Source organism: Pseudomonas sp. rhizo25 (genome assembly GCF_031931935.1).
In the GTDB taxonomy this organism is placed as follows: domain Bacteria; phylum Pseudomonadota; class Gammaproteobacteria; order Pseudomonadales; family Pseudomonadaceae; genus Aquipseudomonas; species Aquipseudomonas synxantha.
Genome location: NZ_JAUJXA010000003.1, coordinates 117576 through 131694 on the forward strand (window position 1 = coordinate 117576; position 14119 = coordinate 131694).

Below are 14119 nucleotides of genomic sequence, written 5' to 3' on the forward strand. Positions count from 1 at the left end.
TGGTTGCAATCAGAGCGCGGATTTGCCGATGACATTCAGGCTCATCTGCTCAAGCAATGTGTTCATATGGATGAACTGCGCAAAGCGTTTGTCCTGGGTCTGGCCGTGAAAGAAGCGGTAGTAGATCTGCTGCACAATGCCGGCCAGGCGGAACAGACCGTAGGTGTAATAGAAATCGAAATTGTCAATCTGGATGCCGGAGCGCTCGGCGTAGTAGTCGACGAACTCGCGGCGGGTGAGCATGCCCGGGGCGTTGCTCGGCTGGCGTCGCATCAGTTGCACCGGCGCCGGGTCGGCGGCTTCGATCCAGTAGGCGAGGGTGTTGCCCAGGTCCATCAGCGGGTCGCCCAGGGTGGTCAGTTCCCAGTCCAGCACGCCGATGATCTGCATCGGGTTGCGGGGGTCGAGGATCACGTTATCGAAGCGATAGTCGTTGTGCACGATGCTGGAGGTCGGGTAGTCGTCGGGCATTTTGTCATTGAGCCAGGCACGCACGGCTTCCCATTTTGGTGCATCGGGGGTCAGGGCCTTTTCGTAACGGTCGCTCCAACCGCGAATCTGCCTTGCTACGTAGCCTTCGGGCTTGCCCAGGTCGGCCAGGCCGCAGGCCGCATAGTCGACCTGATGCAGTTCGACGAACTTGTCGATGAAGCTTTTGCACAAGGCTTCAGTGTTGGTCGCGTCCAGCCCCAGTTCGGCCGGCAGGTCGGAGCGCAGGATGATGCCGTTGACCCGTTCCATCACATAGAACTCGGCGCCGATCACTGACTCATCGGTGCAGTGCACGTAAGCCTTGGGGCAGTACGGGAAGCCATCCTTGAGTTGATTGAGAATGCGGTATTCGCGGCCCATGTCGTGGGCGGATTTGGCCTTGTGGCCAAACGGTGGGCGGCGTAGCACGAACTCCTGGCCCGGGTATTCCAGCAGGTAGGTCAGGTTTGACGCGCCGCCGGGGAATTGGCTGATCTTGAGCGTTCCCTGCAAGCCTGGGATATGAGCCTTGAGGTAGGGATCGATCAGGCTGGCATCAAGCTCTTCGCCGGGGCGAATCTGGGTCGATTGGTCGTTCAGCGCCATGCTTATCCCTTCTGCTTATTCTAAAGGCCTTGGACTATTTCCTAATCTAATGCGCACCACCGCCCAGCAACAAGGTCGGGGCGGTTTAATAGGTTAGCGTGTTGAAGGGTGATCAGCGTGCCTGATTGGTCATTTTGCGGGCGCTGGCAACGGGACCGGCGTCAGTACAGGGCGGCCGGCAAAGTATTCCACCAGGTTGTCGGCCACCCGTTGCACCGTGTCGTGAGCGGCTTCCGGTGACAGGCCGGCCACGTGGGAGGTGAGCACGGTATTGTTCAGGCGCTTGAGGGCGTCCGGCACCTTGGGCTCATCGTCGAATACATCCAGCGCGGCGCCGCCGATACGCCGTTGTTCCAGCGCGGCCACCAGGTCAGCGGTTACCACCACGCTGCCGCGGCCGATATTGACCAGATAGCCATTAGGGCCCAATGCATCCAGGGCGTGTTTATCGATCAGGTGGCGGGTGCTGGCTCCACCGGGCGTGGCCAGGATCAGGAAATCGGACGTGCGAGCCAGTTCTACGGCAGTTGAGCAATAGGTGTAATCCACATCATCGCGGGGTTGGCGGTTGTGATAACTGACCTCCATGCCGAAGCCAAGGGCGGCACGCTTGGCGATCTCCAAGCCCACGGCACCCAGGCCGAGAATCCCCAATTGCTTGCCCGCAAGGGAAGGGCGCATCACCTTCGGCCATTCGCTGCGCCGCACGGCCGCATCGGTCTGGGGAATGCCGCGCACCAGTGACAGCAGCAATGCCATGGCGTGGTCGGCCACCGAAGGCGCGTTGACCCCGGCACCATTGGTCACCACGACCCCACGGTTGCTCGCCGCCTGCAGGTCTACATGCTCGTAGCCGGCACCGATCACGCAGATGATCTCCAGCAAGGGCAGCGCTGCGATTTCCTCGGCGTACAACCCCAGCGGCCCGCGGGTCAGCACGGCCTTGATCTGCCCTGCGTGGGCCTTGATCGCCTGTGCCCGCTCTGCGGGCGTCGGCGCCAGGATCACGTGAAAGTCGTTGCTCTCGATGATTTGCAGGTATTCGTTGATGGTTTCAACCAGGACCAGGACAGTGTTGGGCATGGGGCAGCTCTTACTGTGGGGTTCGATCCTGGGATTATGCGGGATTTTTGTGGCACTAAAACCGGGGGGCCAAAAGAATGTTTGCCTGGTCGAACAGACGCCTGGGCCCAACGCCGAACCGATTGGCAATCTCGGAGCGGCGCTTCGGTTCCAGGAGACGCCGCGTAGTTGCCAAAGGATTAATTGCTTTCCTGGGCCTTCTTTTGTAACCCCTGGAAGATGTCCCGGTAATCGTAGCTGGGAAAGAACTCTGTTTTATAAGGGCCCCAAGCGGTACTTTCCAGCGCCATGTTGAGCGCCACCAGTTTGGACGCGGGCAAGCGCAACACAATGATGTGGCCGATGCCCATGGTGATGTTCCAGCTGACAACCTCTACTCCCGGTGGTGGGAATGACTTGAAGAAATCCTGCTTATGAAGTTGAGCCCTCAATTCACTCAGTGAACGTGATTGATCGTGCCTCAAGAACACTGTAAGTAGCAGTGCATTGTCTGCGGTAATAGCAGCAGTCTCTTTGACGGCTGCAGGTGATGCAGTCTGGGCAATAACGCCGGTTGAAAAAAAGGCGGACGTCAGTACAGTAGAGATTAATAGTGATTTGAGCGGGTTGTTCATAAGTGAAGATCTTCTTTTTTGGGGGGGGAAGTCAGTGATCGGGCACTGCGCGGGAGGTGTTGTTGGATACGGTTAATGGGTAGGGGTGGTTTTTATCGGCCCCGTGTAAGGCGCATGCACCACATAGATTCGTACGTTTTCGTTGGTTTGCACCATGTCGCGAGGTACTTCCCGCGAATAAGTGAATTCCTGATTGTTCAGGACTTCCAGCCGCCTGACGATGCTCCTGTGCGGGCCTTTGTCAGGCACCAGGATATGGGTCTTCCTGTCGCCTGTGACCATGAAGTATCCACCACCACCCTGATCGTATTTCGAGAGACCAGTGTCGGTATAAAAGAATTCATAGCGGTTGCGTTCGGGATCCCACATCGAGATGCCAACCACGCCTGGGTACTTATCCTTGACGTCTATATCAGGCGCACCTTCGATATAAACTTTGGTGGTCAACCATTGGGGCGATGTGCCGAATGCGCGTATATCAGGATATTGCGCTGTCGATTGTGCTTGCGCCACGAGTGGGTTGAGCAACCCTGCAAGAAGTGCGATGGCGAAAAAAACAGAGCGTTTTTGCATGGAGTGATACCTGGCAGATAGTTAATATTATGGCGGTCTTGGTTTGCTGGGTTGGAATATAGACGTGATAAAGGCCGCTCTCAATGCTTGAGTAAACCCTTGTAACAAAAGCTGCCATTAGTAATAAAAAGTAACTTCCAAAATAATATTTGAATGTTATGTAAATAGGCTTTTTCTTGTGGATATTCATATTAATTGATACTTAGGTGTTCTCTCTTTTACTCACGTACAGATACGCCTCTGCTGTTTGAATTCCTCTGCTCCCATGCCGGGCCTGGCATCTTCTCAATGAGAGTTAATTGCCGTTGTCGGGGCCGCAGCGCAACAGTTCCATCGGGGCGGCCGCCCCGCCATTCCTCAGCTAAGTCTTTGCTTATTCGAGAGAATCCCGGACAATCCGGCCCTTGTTATGGCCAGGGCGCTGCCTGTCAGGTTTTTCTGACTCGTCCTGGCCGTGTGAATGCGGAGATCCGACCGGATGAATGATCAGGCCAATAGCGTCGACGAACGCTATGCAACGACACCTGCAACCCTCACAAGCTGGAGCCGCCAGGACACGACCTGGATGCTCGGGCTGTTCGGTACCGCCATTGGCGCCGGTACTTTGTTCTTGCCGATCAACGCGGGCCTGGGGGGCTTCTGGCCGCTGGTGATCCTGGCGCTGTTGGCCTTCCCGATGACATTCTTTGCCCACCGTGGGCTGACCCGTTTCGTGCTGTCGGGCCGTGAAGGCTCCGATATCACCGATGTGGTCGAAGAGCATTTTGGCATCAAGGCCGGTGCGCTGATCACGTTGCTGTACTTCTTCGCGATCTTCCCGATCCTGTTGATCTACAGCGTGGCCCTGACCAATACCGTCAGCAGTTTCATGGAGCATCAGTTGCACATCATGCCGCCGCCCCGGGCGATCCTGGCGTTCGTGCTGATCCTCGGCTTGCTGGCCGTGGTGCGTTGCGGCGAGCAGGTGATCGTCAAGGCCATGAGCCTGATGGTGTATCCATTTATCGTCGCCTTGCTGTTCCTGGCCGTGTACCTGGTTCCGCATTGGAACGGTGGCATTCTCAGCACCGCCAGCGAAGTGCCGGCCCCTTCGGCGTTGCTTAATACGCTATGGCTGGCGATTCCGGTGATGGTGTTTTCGTTCAACCACTCGCCGATCATCTCGGCCTTTGCGGTGGACCAGAAGCGCCAGTACGGTGTACATGCCGAGGAGCGCAGCTCGCAGATCCTGTCTCGCGCGCACCTGCTGATGGTGGCGATGGTGCTGTTCTTTGTATTCAGTTGCGTGTTGACCCTGTCGCCCGCGCAGTTGGCCGAGGCCAAGGCACAGAACCTGTCGATCCTGTCGTACCTTGCCAACCACTTCGACAACCCGACTATCGCCTTCGCTGCGCCATTGATTGCGTTCGTGGCGATTGCCAAGTCGTTCCTGGGCCACTACATCGGTGCCAGCGAGGGCCTCAAGGGCCTGGTGGTCAAGACCGGCCGCCGCCCGGCACCGAAGACCCTGGACCGCATGACCGCCGCCTTCATGCTGGTGGTGTGCTGGATCGTCGCCACGCTCAACCCGAGTATCCTCGGCATGATCGAGACCCTGGGTGGGCCGGTGATTGCGTCGATCCTGTTCCTGATGCCGATGTACGCGATCCGCAAGGTTCCGGCCATGGCCAAGTACCGTGGGCAGGCGTCGAATGTGTTTGTCACGGCAGTCGGCTTGGTTGCCATTACGGCATTGGTCTATTCGCTGATTGCCTAAGGCCTGACACAGCCTGCAAGGGCTAAGCAGATCCAAATGTGGGAGGGGGCTTGCCCCCGATAGCGGTGTATCAGTCACCCATGAATTGACTGAGCCACCGCTATCGGGAGCAAGCCCCCTCCCACAGTTGTTTGGTGGTGTTGCTGATGCCGAATTACAACCTGGCTGGTGTATCCGCTGCTTGCTCAAGGCCTGACACGGCCTGCAAGGACGACACAGATCCAAATGTGGGAGGGGGCTTGCTCCCGATAGCGGTGTATCAGTCACCCATGAATTGACTGAGCCACTGCTATCGGGGGCAAGCCCCCTCCCACAGTTGTTTGGTGGTGTTGCTGATGCCGAATTACAATCTGGCTGGTGTATCCGCTGCTTGCTCAACGCCTGACACAGCCTGCGAGGGCAACAGAGATCCAAATGTGGGAGGGGGCTTGCTCCCGATAGCGGTGTATCAGTCACCCATGAATTGACTGAGCCACTGCTATCAGGAGCAAGCCCCCTCCCACAGTATTACAGGCATAAAAAACGCCGCGTATCTTGCGATACGCGGCGTCTTTCACATCAACACACCGTTAAGCTTGAATCACCGGGATGTTGGCGCTTGCTGCGATCTTGCGGAACTCAGCGATCTGGTCGAAGTTCAGGTAGCGATAGACGTCGCTGGCCATGGTGTCCAGTTTCGCTGCGTAGCCCATGTACTCTTCGACGGTCGGCAGGCGACCCAGAGTGGAAGCGACTGCCGCCAGCTCAGCCGAAGCCAGGTAGACGTTGGCACCGTCACCCAGGCGATTCGGGAAGTTACGGGTCGAGGTCGACACCACGGTCGAATTCGGCTCTACCCGTGCCTGGTTACCCATGCACAGCGAGCAGCCCGGCATTTCCATGCGTGCGCCAGCCTTGCCGTAGATGCCGTAGTAGCCTTCCTCGGTCAGCTGATGCGCGTCCATCTTGGTCGGTGGCGACAGCCACAGGCGGGTTGGCAGCTGGCCCTTGACCTGCTCCAGCAGCTTACCGGCAGCGCGGAAGTGACCGATGTTGGTCATGCACGAACCGATGAACACTTCGTCGATCTTCTCGCCGGCAACGCTGGACAGCAGACGGGCGTCGTCCGGGTCGTTTGGCGCGCAGAGGATCGGCTCGTTGATCTCGGCCAGGTCGATCTCGATGATTTCGGCGTATTCGGCGTCGGCATCGGCTTCCATCAGTTCCGGGTTGGCAACCCAGGCTTCCATCGCTTGGGCGCGACGTTCCAGGGTGCGTGCATCGCCGTAGCCTTCGCCGATCATCCAACGCAGCAGGGTGATGTTGGAGTTCAGGTACTCGGTGACGGAGTCCTTGGACAGCTTGATGGTGCAGCCGGCAGCCGAACGTTCGGCCGAGGCGTCGGACAGCTCGAAAGCCTGTTCCAGCGTCAGGTCGTTCAGGCCTTCGATTTCCAGGATGCGCCCGGAGAAGGCGTTCTTCTTGCCTTTCTTCTCTACGGTCAGCAGGCCAGCCTGGATCGCGTAGTAAGGAATGGCATGCACCAGGTCACGCAAGGTGATGCCAGGCTTCATCTTGCCTTTGAAGCGCACCAGGATCGATTCCGGCATGTCCAGTGGCATCACGCCAGTGGCTGCGGCAAACGCGACCAGGCCAGAACCTGCGGGGAACGAGATGCCCATCGGGAAACGGGTGTGGGAGTCACCACCGGTGCCGACGGTGTCCGGCAGCAGCATGCGGTTCAGCCAGCTGTGGATGATGCCGTCGCCTGGACGCAGCGATACACCGCCACGGGTCATGATGAAGTCAGGCAGGGTGTGGTGGGTGGTCACGTCGATCGGCTTTGGATAGGCCGCGGTGTGGCAGAAGGACTGCATCACCAGGTCGGTCGAGAAGCCCAGGCACGCCAGGTCCTTGAGTTCATCACGGGTCATCGGACCTGTGGTGTCCTGGGAGCCCACGGTGGTCATCTTCGGCTCGCAGTAGGTGCCAGGACGAACGCCTTTGCCTTCTGGCAGGCCGCAGGCCTTGCCGACCATTTTCTGTGCCAGGGTGAAGCCTTTACCGGTGTCGACAGGCGCTTCAGGCAGCTTGAACAGGTCGGTAGGGCCCAGGCCCAGTTCTGCACGGGCCTTGTCGGTCAGACCACGACCGATGATCAGCGGGATACGGCCGCCGGCGCGAACTTCGTCCAACAGCACCGGGGTCTTCATTTCGAAGGTGGTCAGGACTTCATCGGTGCCGTGCTTGCAGACTTTGCCAGCATGAGGGTACAGGTCGATCACGTCGCCCATGTTCATGTTGGTCACGTCGAATTCGATCGGCAGTGCGCCCGCATCTTCCATGGTGTTGTAGAAGATCGGAGCGATCTTGCTGCCGAAGCAGAACCCGCCGGCACGCTTGTTCGGCACGTAAGGCACGTCGTCACCGAAGAACCACAGTACCGAGTTGGTTGCCGACTTACGCGACGAACCGGTACCGACCACGTCACCGACGTAGGCGATCGGGAAGCCTTGGCCGCGCATCTCTTCGATCTGCTTCATCGGGCCGGTCTTGCCTTGTTCGTCCGGCACGATGCCTTCACGGGCCATTTTCAACATGGCCAGGGCGTGCAGCGGGATGTCTGGACGGGACCAGGCATCAGGCGCAGGGGACAGGTCGTCGGTGTTGGTCTCGCCGGTGACCTTGAACACACGCAGGCTGATCTTGTCGGCCAGGGTAGGGCGGTTGCGGAACCACTCGCCGTCGGCCCAGGACTGGATCACGCCCTTGGCATGCTCGTTGCCATTGCGGGCTTTTTCAGCCACGTCGTGGAATGCATCGAACATCAACAGGGTGTGCTTGAGCTGGGCGGCCGCGACGGGCGCCAGGGTGGCGTCGTCCAGCAGCTCGACCAACGTCACGATGTTGTAGCCGCCTTGCATGGTGCCGAGCAGTTCAACAGCGCGTTTCTTGTCGATCAGGGGGGAAGTGGCTTCGCCCTTGGCCAGGGCAGACAGGAAACCGGCCTTGACGTAGGCAGCTTCGTCAACGCCTGGTGGAATGCGGTTGGTGATCAGGTCAACGAGGAATTCTTCTTCGCCAGCCGGAGGATTTTTCAGCAGCTCGACCAGGCCTGCGGTTTGTTCGGCGTTAAGCGGCTGGGGAACGATACCCAGGGCGGCACGCTCTTCGATATGTTTGCGGTAGGCTTCAAGCACAGTTATTACCCTCATCAGTGGTCCCACGGGACGCTCATCCAGGCATGAACGGCACGCATGCGCTCGGGGGCTTTTTGAGCCGCAAAGCCAGCGCTGCCGTCATTCCTTTACAGAAGCTGCTTTCAAAGTTTTACGCCTGCAGAACGGAGCTGATGAGGGTTGGCGCGGGTTCTGACCTACCGGGTCGAGCCCACGCCAACACCGTTCTGAAGGAACGACTGTGCTCGTGACGCTTTGAAAACAGCTTCCAGCGGATTATTGGCGCCTTACAAGGCCGGGTGATTCTACGGCAAAAAAAATCTAAAGGTAAGTTGCCTGGCCAAGTTTGCTGGGTGATCAACCTTAGACAAAGGGCTAACATGGCGCACTGTTTCGCTGATTTGCGTGTTGTTGACCATGCCCAACCAAACCATCAAGACTCCCTGCGTCGGCCTGTGCTCCACGGTCTACGGCGATCTCGTGTGCCGCGGCTGCAAGCGCTTCCACCACGAAGTGATCCAGTGGAACGGCTATAACGAAGAGGAAAAACGCGCAGTCTGGCGCAGGCTTGAGCAACTGCTGGTGCAGGTCATGGCCGGCAAAGTGGAGGTCTTCGACCCCAAGACCCTGCGCGGGCAGTTGGAGCAACGCAAGATTCGCTTTGTGCCGCACCAGTCCGAATACTGCTGGGCCTACCAGCTGATTGCACGCGGGGCGCGGGTGATCAATAACCTGGAGGCGTACGGCATGGTGCTGTTGCCGGAGTTTCGCGATTGGGCGTTGCCGGAACTGCGCGATGCCATTGATCGGGAGTTCTTTATCCTCTCCGAAGCGCATTACCAGCGCTATATCGCCCCGGGATTCTTGAAAGATGCGCTATCTACCTGACAGCAAGCCCCCTCCCACATTTTGCCCTCTATTGTTCTTCAGGGCTTGGTTGCCAGTTCTTGCAGATGATCCATCAACTCCTGCGGCTTGAGCACCAGCACATCGCTTTGCACCGCATCCAGCACCACCTCCGCCGTATTGCCAATCAACGCCCCGGAAATCCCGGTGCGCGCCACGGTGCCGATGATGGTCACTGCCGCTTGCAACTGATGGGCGATGTGCGGGATCAGCACATCGGCCGGGCCTTCCTTGATATGCAGGTGCCTTTCGTCCACGTCGAACTCAGCCTGGAACGCCCGGCACTGCTCGCGATAGCGCGCCTCGATGGTTTCCTTGAGCTGGAAGGTGGGATCCGCCGCCGACAGCATTGGCGACGGGTGGGCGCTGATCACATGCAGCTGCGCCTTGGCCAGGCTGGCGATATCAAACCCGTGGTCGATGATCGAATTGTGCAGCGAGCGGTGTTCGCCGTCGGTGTTGCCCACATCGATAGCCGCCAGAATCACCCCGCCGGCCCATGGCGTGGCGGTCTTGACCAGCAGCACCGGCGTCGGGCAATAGCGCAGCAGTTTCCAGTCCGCTGGCGTCAGCAGGGCCTTTTTCAGCGGGCTGTCGGGAAAGTGTTGCTTGATCACCAGGCCGCAGCCCTCGGCTTGCTGCACATCGATGATGGTTTCATGCAGGCTGTCGTTCCACGCCTGTTCGGTGGAGACGCTGTAGCCGTCGTTCCTTAAACCTTCCTTGAGCACGCTCAAGAGCGCCGAATGCTCATGGTTCTTGTCGCAGACCAGCAGGTGCAGGTGTGCGTCGGTCACCCCGGCGATCAGCTTGGCGCGCTTGAGGGCCAGGCTTTCCGAATGCTCGGGCTCGATGACCACCAGAATGCTGCGGATGGCTTGCATGATCAGGATCTCCAGGAAGGGGCATGCAACAACTATAGTTGCTGCCCGTCAGACGTCATGTTGATACACATCAAGGCCGGTGGCTGGTGGTCTTTGACGGGGTCGGTATAATCGGCGGCCTTTTGTGATCCTTTACCCGTGAGCCCGATGAACCTGCCCGAAATCCATGAATTCCTCGGCTGCCGCACCCCTGACGCCTGGGTGCAGGCTGCCCTTGCCGATCAGGATACCCTGCTGATCGACCACAAGAACTGCGAATTCAAAGCGGCCAGCACCGCCCTGAGCCTGATGGCCAAGTATCACGCCCACGTTGACCTGATCAACATGATGTCGCGCCTGGCCCGCGAAGAGCTGGTGCACCATGAGCAAGTCATGCGCCTGATGAAAAAGCGCAAGGTCGAGCTGCGCCAACTGCACGCCGGCCGTTATGCGTCGGGCTTGCGCAAAGTGGTGCGCAGCCATGAGCCGGTCAAGCTGGTGGACACCCTGGTGGTCGGCGCTTTTATCGAAGCACGCAGTTGCGAGCGTTTCGAAGCGTTGGTGCCGCATCTGGACGAAGAACTCGCCAAGTTCTACTTCGGCCTGTTGAAAAGCGAGGCGCGGCACTTCCAGGGCTACTTGAAGCTGGCGTACCAGTATGGCGACGCCAAGGACATCGCCCAGGTTATCGAGCGGGTGAGGGCGGTCGAGCAGGAGCTGATCGAATCACCCGACATCGAGTTCCGCTTTCACAGTGGCGTGCCAGCCTGAGGCCACGGCCACACCGAGCAAGGCGGTGATGCCGGCCAGCAGCAGGATCACCGTTCGCATGCCCAGGGGCGCTGCCAGCACGGCAATCATCAGGCCCGCCAATGGCTGGGCCAGGTTGTTGAGCAAGGTGATCACACCCACCGTCTTGCCGAAATCCTGTACTGGAATGACCCGTTGACGGGTGCTGCGCAGGTATACGTTGAACATCTTGTCGAAGCCGGTCACCAGCAGGAAACCCACGGCGTAGGCCCAAACGCCGGGGCTGATCGCAGTGATCAGCGCGCCGACGGCAATCATCGAATACGACAGCCCGCCCATCACCTTCAGCGGCAACGCTGAGCGCGCCAGATAAAACAGAATCACGATGGTGACCAGCGCGCCGGCGGCTTGCAGCAGGGCGTAGGCATCCTTGTCGGCGGCGTAATGGCCGGTGACCATCGCGGCCGAAGTGGCCAGCGTCACCCCGACAATCAGATTCACACCGACCGCCAGGGTGATGATGCGTTTCAACTCCACCCGGCTGCGGATGTGGCCGAACGCGGTGCGCAGGGGTTGCAGCCAGATTCCCGGGTGCTGCTCATGGAGCTGCAGGTTCACCGTGGTGTTGCGCTGCCAGGCCAGCATTGCCAGGTCTGCCAGCACGAACAGTGCGGCGACACCGAGCACTACCCAGGGCCACGCCCAGACCTCCAGCATCAATGCTGCCAGCAACGGCCCGAGCACCAGGCCGCTTTGATCGGCGATCTGTGAGTAGGACAAGGTCTTGGCGTAGGTGTAATGCTGGAAGATATGCGGCATTACCACTTCGCGCGCCATGATGCCCTGGGTGGTCAATACCCCGCACACGGCGGACAGGATCACCAACCAATGGATACCGTCGAACAGTCCATACAGCCCCACCGCTGCCACACAGGCCAACGCCCGATACACCTGGCTGATATGCAGGATACGTACAGGCGAAAACCTGTCGCAGAGCGCTCCGCACACCGGAAACGCCAGGTAGCGCGGCAGCGACTCGACAAAAAACGCCAGGCCCGCCAATGACGCGCTATTGGTGGTCTGGAACACGATCAGCGGCACAATGAACAACAGGATCTGGTCGCCCAACCGTGACAGGAACAGCGAAACGAAGAACGCCAGGTAATCCTTGCGCATGGAACTCCCTGTGAATGGCGTAAAAGATTGCAGGTTATTTGTTAAAAACTCTTAAAAGCATGAAGCTTCGTCGGTGCGTACTGGCCAGCGGCTTCTGTTGGCCAGCTTGCCACCTATAATGCCCACACTTCAATCCGCCTATCCACACTGAGAACTTATGGAAAACCTGGGTCTGGGCAAGGTCCTGCTCGTTGAGGACGATGAGAAGCTGGCAGGGCTGATCGCACATTTTCTATCGCAACATGGTTTTGAGGTACGGGTGGTCCACCGGGGCGATAAAGCCTTGGCGGCGTTCATTGAGTTCAAGCCGAAGATTGTCGTGCTCGACTTGATGCTGCCGGGCCAGAGCGGGTTGCATGTATGCCGCGAGATTCGCAATGTGTCGGATACGCCCATCGTGATCCTCACCGCCAAGGAAGATGACCTGGACCATATCCTCGGCCTTGAGTCCGGCGCTGACGATTACGTGATCAAGCCGATCAAGCCGCCGGTGCTGCTGGCGCGTTTGCGCGCCTTGCAACGCCGCCAAGTGCCCGAACCTACGGTACGCGGTGCCCTGGAGTTCGGCCGCTTGTCGATCGATCGCAGTTGCCGGGTGGTCAGCCTGGGTGGCGAGAACATTGACCTCACCACCATGGAGTTCGAGCTGCTGTGGTTGCTGGCCAGCAGCTCGGGCAAGATTCTTTCGCGCGATGACATCCTCAATCGCATGCGCGGCATTGCCTTCGACGGCCTCAATCGCAGCGTCGACGTCTATATCAGCAAATTGCGCGGCAAGCTCAACGACAACCCCCGCGAGCCGGTTTGCATCAAGACCATCTGGGGCAAGGGCTACCTGTTCAATCCGTTCGCGTGGGAGGCCTAGATGCTGCGATTGTATCTGCGCCTCTATGTCATCCTCGCGCTCGGCCTGGCCGGGTCGATCTGGCTGGTCAACTACGGCCTGGACGCGTACATGCCAGAGTCCAACGAGACCTATAACCGTGAAGCCCTGCGCGGCCCGGCCTGGGCTTTGGTGGAGCAACTGCGGCCGGTGCAGGGTGAAGCGCGCCAGGCACGCCTGGACGAGCTGCAACCGCATTATGGCTTGCGCCTGAAACTGGTGCCGCGTGACGCCCAGCACCTGAGCGAGCGCGAACAGAAGCTTCTGGCCAATGACCAGGTGGTGGTGCGCGAGGACTTCATGAAGTTCCTGGCGCCTATCGACGACGGCCCGCAATTGCTCGAGATCCAACTGCCGGAAGAGCCCAATTGGCTGTACCTGTGGGCCTATGGATTCCTCGGCGTGAGTTTGGCCATCGTTCTGTATTTCTGGGTGCGTCCGCACTGGCGCGACCTGGAGCACATCCGCCTGGCCGCGCAGCGCTTTGGCGACAACGATCTCGGTTCGCGCATCCTGCTGCCGCGTCGTTCCACCGTGCGCGAACTGGCCGGGCACTTCAACCAGATGGCCGAGCGCATCGAAAGCCTGATCGCCAACCAGCGCGAGCTGACCAACGCCGTGTCCCATGAATTGCGCACACCCATTGCGCGCTTGTCGTTCGAGCTCGATCAACTCAGGCAGCAAAGCGACCCACGCCAGAGCCGTGAGCTGATCAGCGATATGTATTCCGACCTGGGCGAGCTGGAGGAAATGGTCTCCGAGCTGTTGACCTATGCCAGCCTGGAGCGTGGCGCCACCCAGGTGACCCGCGAGAATATCGAGGCCCACAGCTGGCTCGACAGCGTCATCGGCAGCGTGGCCCTGGAGGCCGAGGCGGAAGGGGTGCAGTTGTCGCTGCGCACCTGTGAGGTCGACTTTATCCGGATCGAGCCACGCTTTATGGCGCGCGCAGTGATCAACCTGTTGCGCAACGCCATTCGTTATGCCGACCGCCGTGTGGAAGTGTCGCTGGTCAAGTTCGGCAGCGGTTACGAAGTGCGGGTCAATGACGACGGCCCGGGCGTACCGCTGGAAGGCCGCACCAAGATCTTCGAACCCTTCCTGCGCCTCGACACCAGCCGCGACCGCCGCACCGGCGGGTTTGGCCTGGGGCTGGCGCTGGTCAAGCGCGTGAGCCAATGGCATGGCGGGCAGGTGCAAGTGCTGGATTCGGAGTGGGGCGGGGCGTCATTCCGGATGACCTGGGCTTATGCCGAGTAACACCTTTTGAATACTATGCA

Annotated in this window: 12 protein-coding genes; 5 read left to right on the plus strand and 7 right to left on the minus strand. The window is 59.3% G+C overall.

What is annotated here, in order from left to right; all coding sequences use genetic code 11:
• Positions 1-9: 9 nt before the first annotated feature.
• The 4 genes from QZR30_RS07565 to QZR30_RS07580 all read right to left on the minus strand — a co-directional run bounded on the left by QZR30_RS07565 (position 10) and on the right by QZR30_RS07580 (position 3347).
• Positions 10-1077: a phosphotransferase family protein gene (locus tag QZR30_RS07565; protein WP_311903131.1), complete on the minus strand. Its 1068-nt coding sequence runs from the start codon at positions 1075-1077 to the stop codon at positions 10-12.
• A 129-nt stretch (positions 1078-1206) separates the two neighbouring features.
• Positions 1207-2160: a 2-hydroxyacid dehydrogenase gene (locus QZR30_RS07570; RefSeq protein ID WP_311903132.1), complete on the minus strand. Its 954-nt coding sequence runs from the start codon at positions 2158-2160 to the stop codon at positions 1207-1209.
• Between the two features lie 179 nt (positions 2161-2339).
• Complete coding sequence (locus QZR30_RS07575) at positions 2340-2774, minus strand: hypothetical protein (RefSeq protein ID WP_311903133.1); 435 nt, start codon at positions 2772-2774, stop codon at positions 2340-2342.
• 72 nt (positions 2775-2846) lie between these two features.
• Positions 2847-3347, minus strand: a complete 501-nt coding sequence (locus tag QZR30_RS07580; RefSeq protein ID WP_056846179.1) for a DUF4822 domain-containing protein — start codon at positions 3345-3347, stop codon at positions 2847-2849.
• A gap of 478 nt (positions 3348-3825) precedes the next feature.
• Here QZR30_RS07580 and QZR30_RS07585 point away from each other — a divergent pair, with 478 nt between their 5' ends.
• Positions 3826-5103 carry a serine/threonine transporter gene (locus tag QZR30_RS07585; protein WP_046068384.1) on the plus strand — a complete coding sequence of 426 codons (1278 nt, stop codon included), beginning with the start codon at positions 3826-3828 and terminating at the stop codon, positions 5101-5103.
• A 569-nt stretch (positions 5104-5672) separates the two neighbouring features.
• Here QZR30_RS07585 and acnB read toward each other — a convergent pair.
• On the minus strand, positions 5673-8282 hold the full coding sequence (gene acnB, locus QZR30_RS07590) for a bifunctional aconitate hydratase 2/2-methylisocitrate dehydratase (protein WP_034119870.1): 2610 nt from the start codon (positions 8280-8282) through the stop codon (positions 5673-5675).
• A 396-nt stretch (positions 8283-8678) separates the two neighbouring features.
• Between acnB and QZR30_RS07595 the strand changes: the two genes are divergently transcribed.
• Positions 8679-9149, plus strand: coding sequence for a DUF1289 domain-containing protein (locus QZR30_RS07595; protein WP_046068382.1), 471 nt, complete (start codon positions 8679-8681; stop codon positions 9147-9149).
• 38 nt (positions 9150-9187) lie between these two features.
• Here the strand turns inward: QZR30_RS07595 and QZR30_RS07600 are convergent, their stop codons facing one another.
• Positions 9188-10051, minus strand: coding sequence for a universal stress protein (locus tag QZR30_RS07600; protein ID WP_043050938.1), 864 nt, complete (start codon positions 10049-10051; stop codon positions 9188-9190).
• Between the two features lie 147 nt (positions 10052-10198).
• Between QZR30_RS07600 and QZR30_RS07605 the strand changes: the two genes are divergently transcribed.
• The gene (locus QZR30_RS07605) at positions 10199-10801 is read left to right on the plus strand and encodes a tRNA-(ms[2]io[6]A)-hydroxylase (RefSeq protein WP_311903134.1); all 603 of its coding nucleotides are present in this window, start codon (positions 10199-10201) and stop codon (positions 10799-10801) included.
• Here the strand turns inward: QZR30_RS07605 and QZR30_RS07610 are convergent.
• On the minus strand, positions 10757-11956 hold the full coding sequence (locus tag QZR30_RS07610) for an MFS transporter (RefSeq protein ID WP_311903135.1): 1200 nt from the start codon (positions 11954-11956) through the stop codon (positions 10757-10759). The genes QZR30_RS07605 and QZR30_RS07610 overlap by 45 nt on opposite strands.
• Before the next feature lie 157 nt (positions 11957-12113).
• Here QZR30_RS07610 and QZR30_RS07615 point away from each other — a divergent pair, with 157 nt between their 5' ends.
• Positions 12114-12821, plus strand: coding sequence for a response regulator (locus QZR30_RS07615; RefSeq protein WP_043050936.1), 708 nt, complete (start codon positions 12114-12116; stop codon positions 12819-12821).
• Positions 12822-14099 carry an ATP-binding protein gene (locus tag QZR30_RS07620; protein ID WP_311903137.1) on the plus strand — a complete coding sequence of 426 codons (1278 nt, stop codon included), beginning with the start codon at positions 12822-12824 and terminating at the stop codon, positions 14097-14099.
• The last annotated feature ends 20 nt before the right edge of the window (positions 14100-14119 follow it).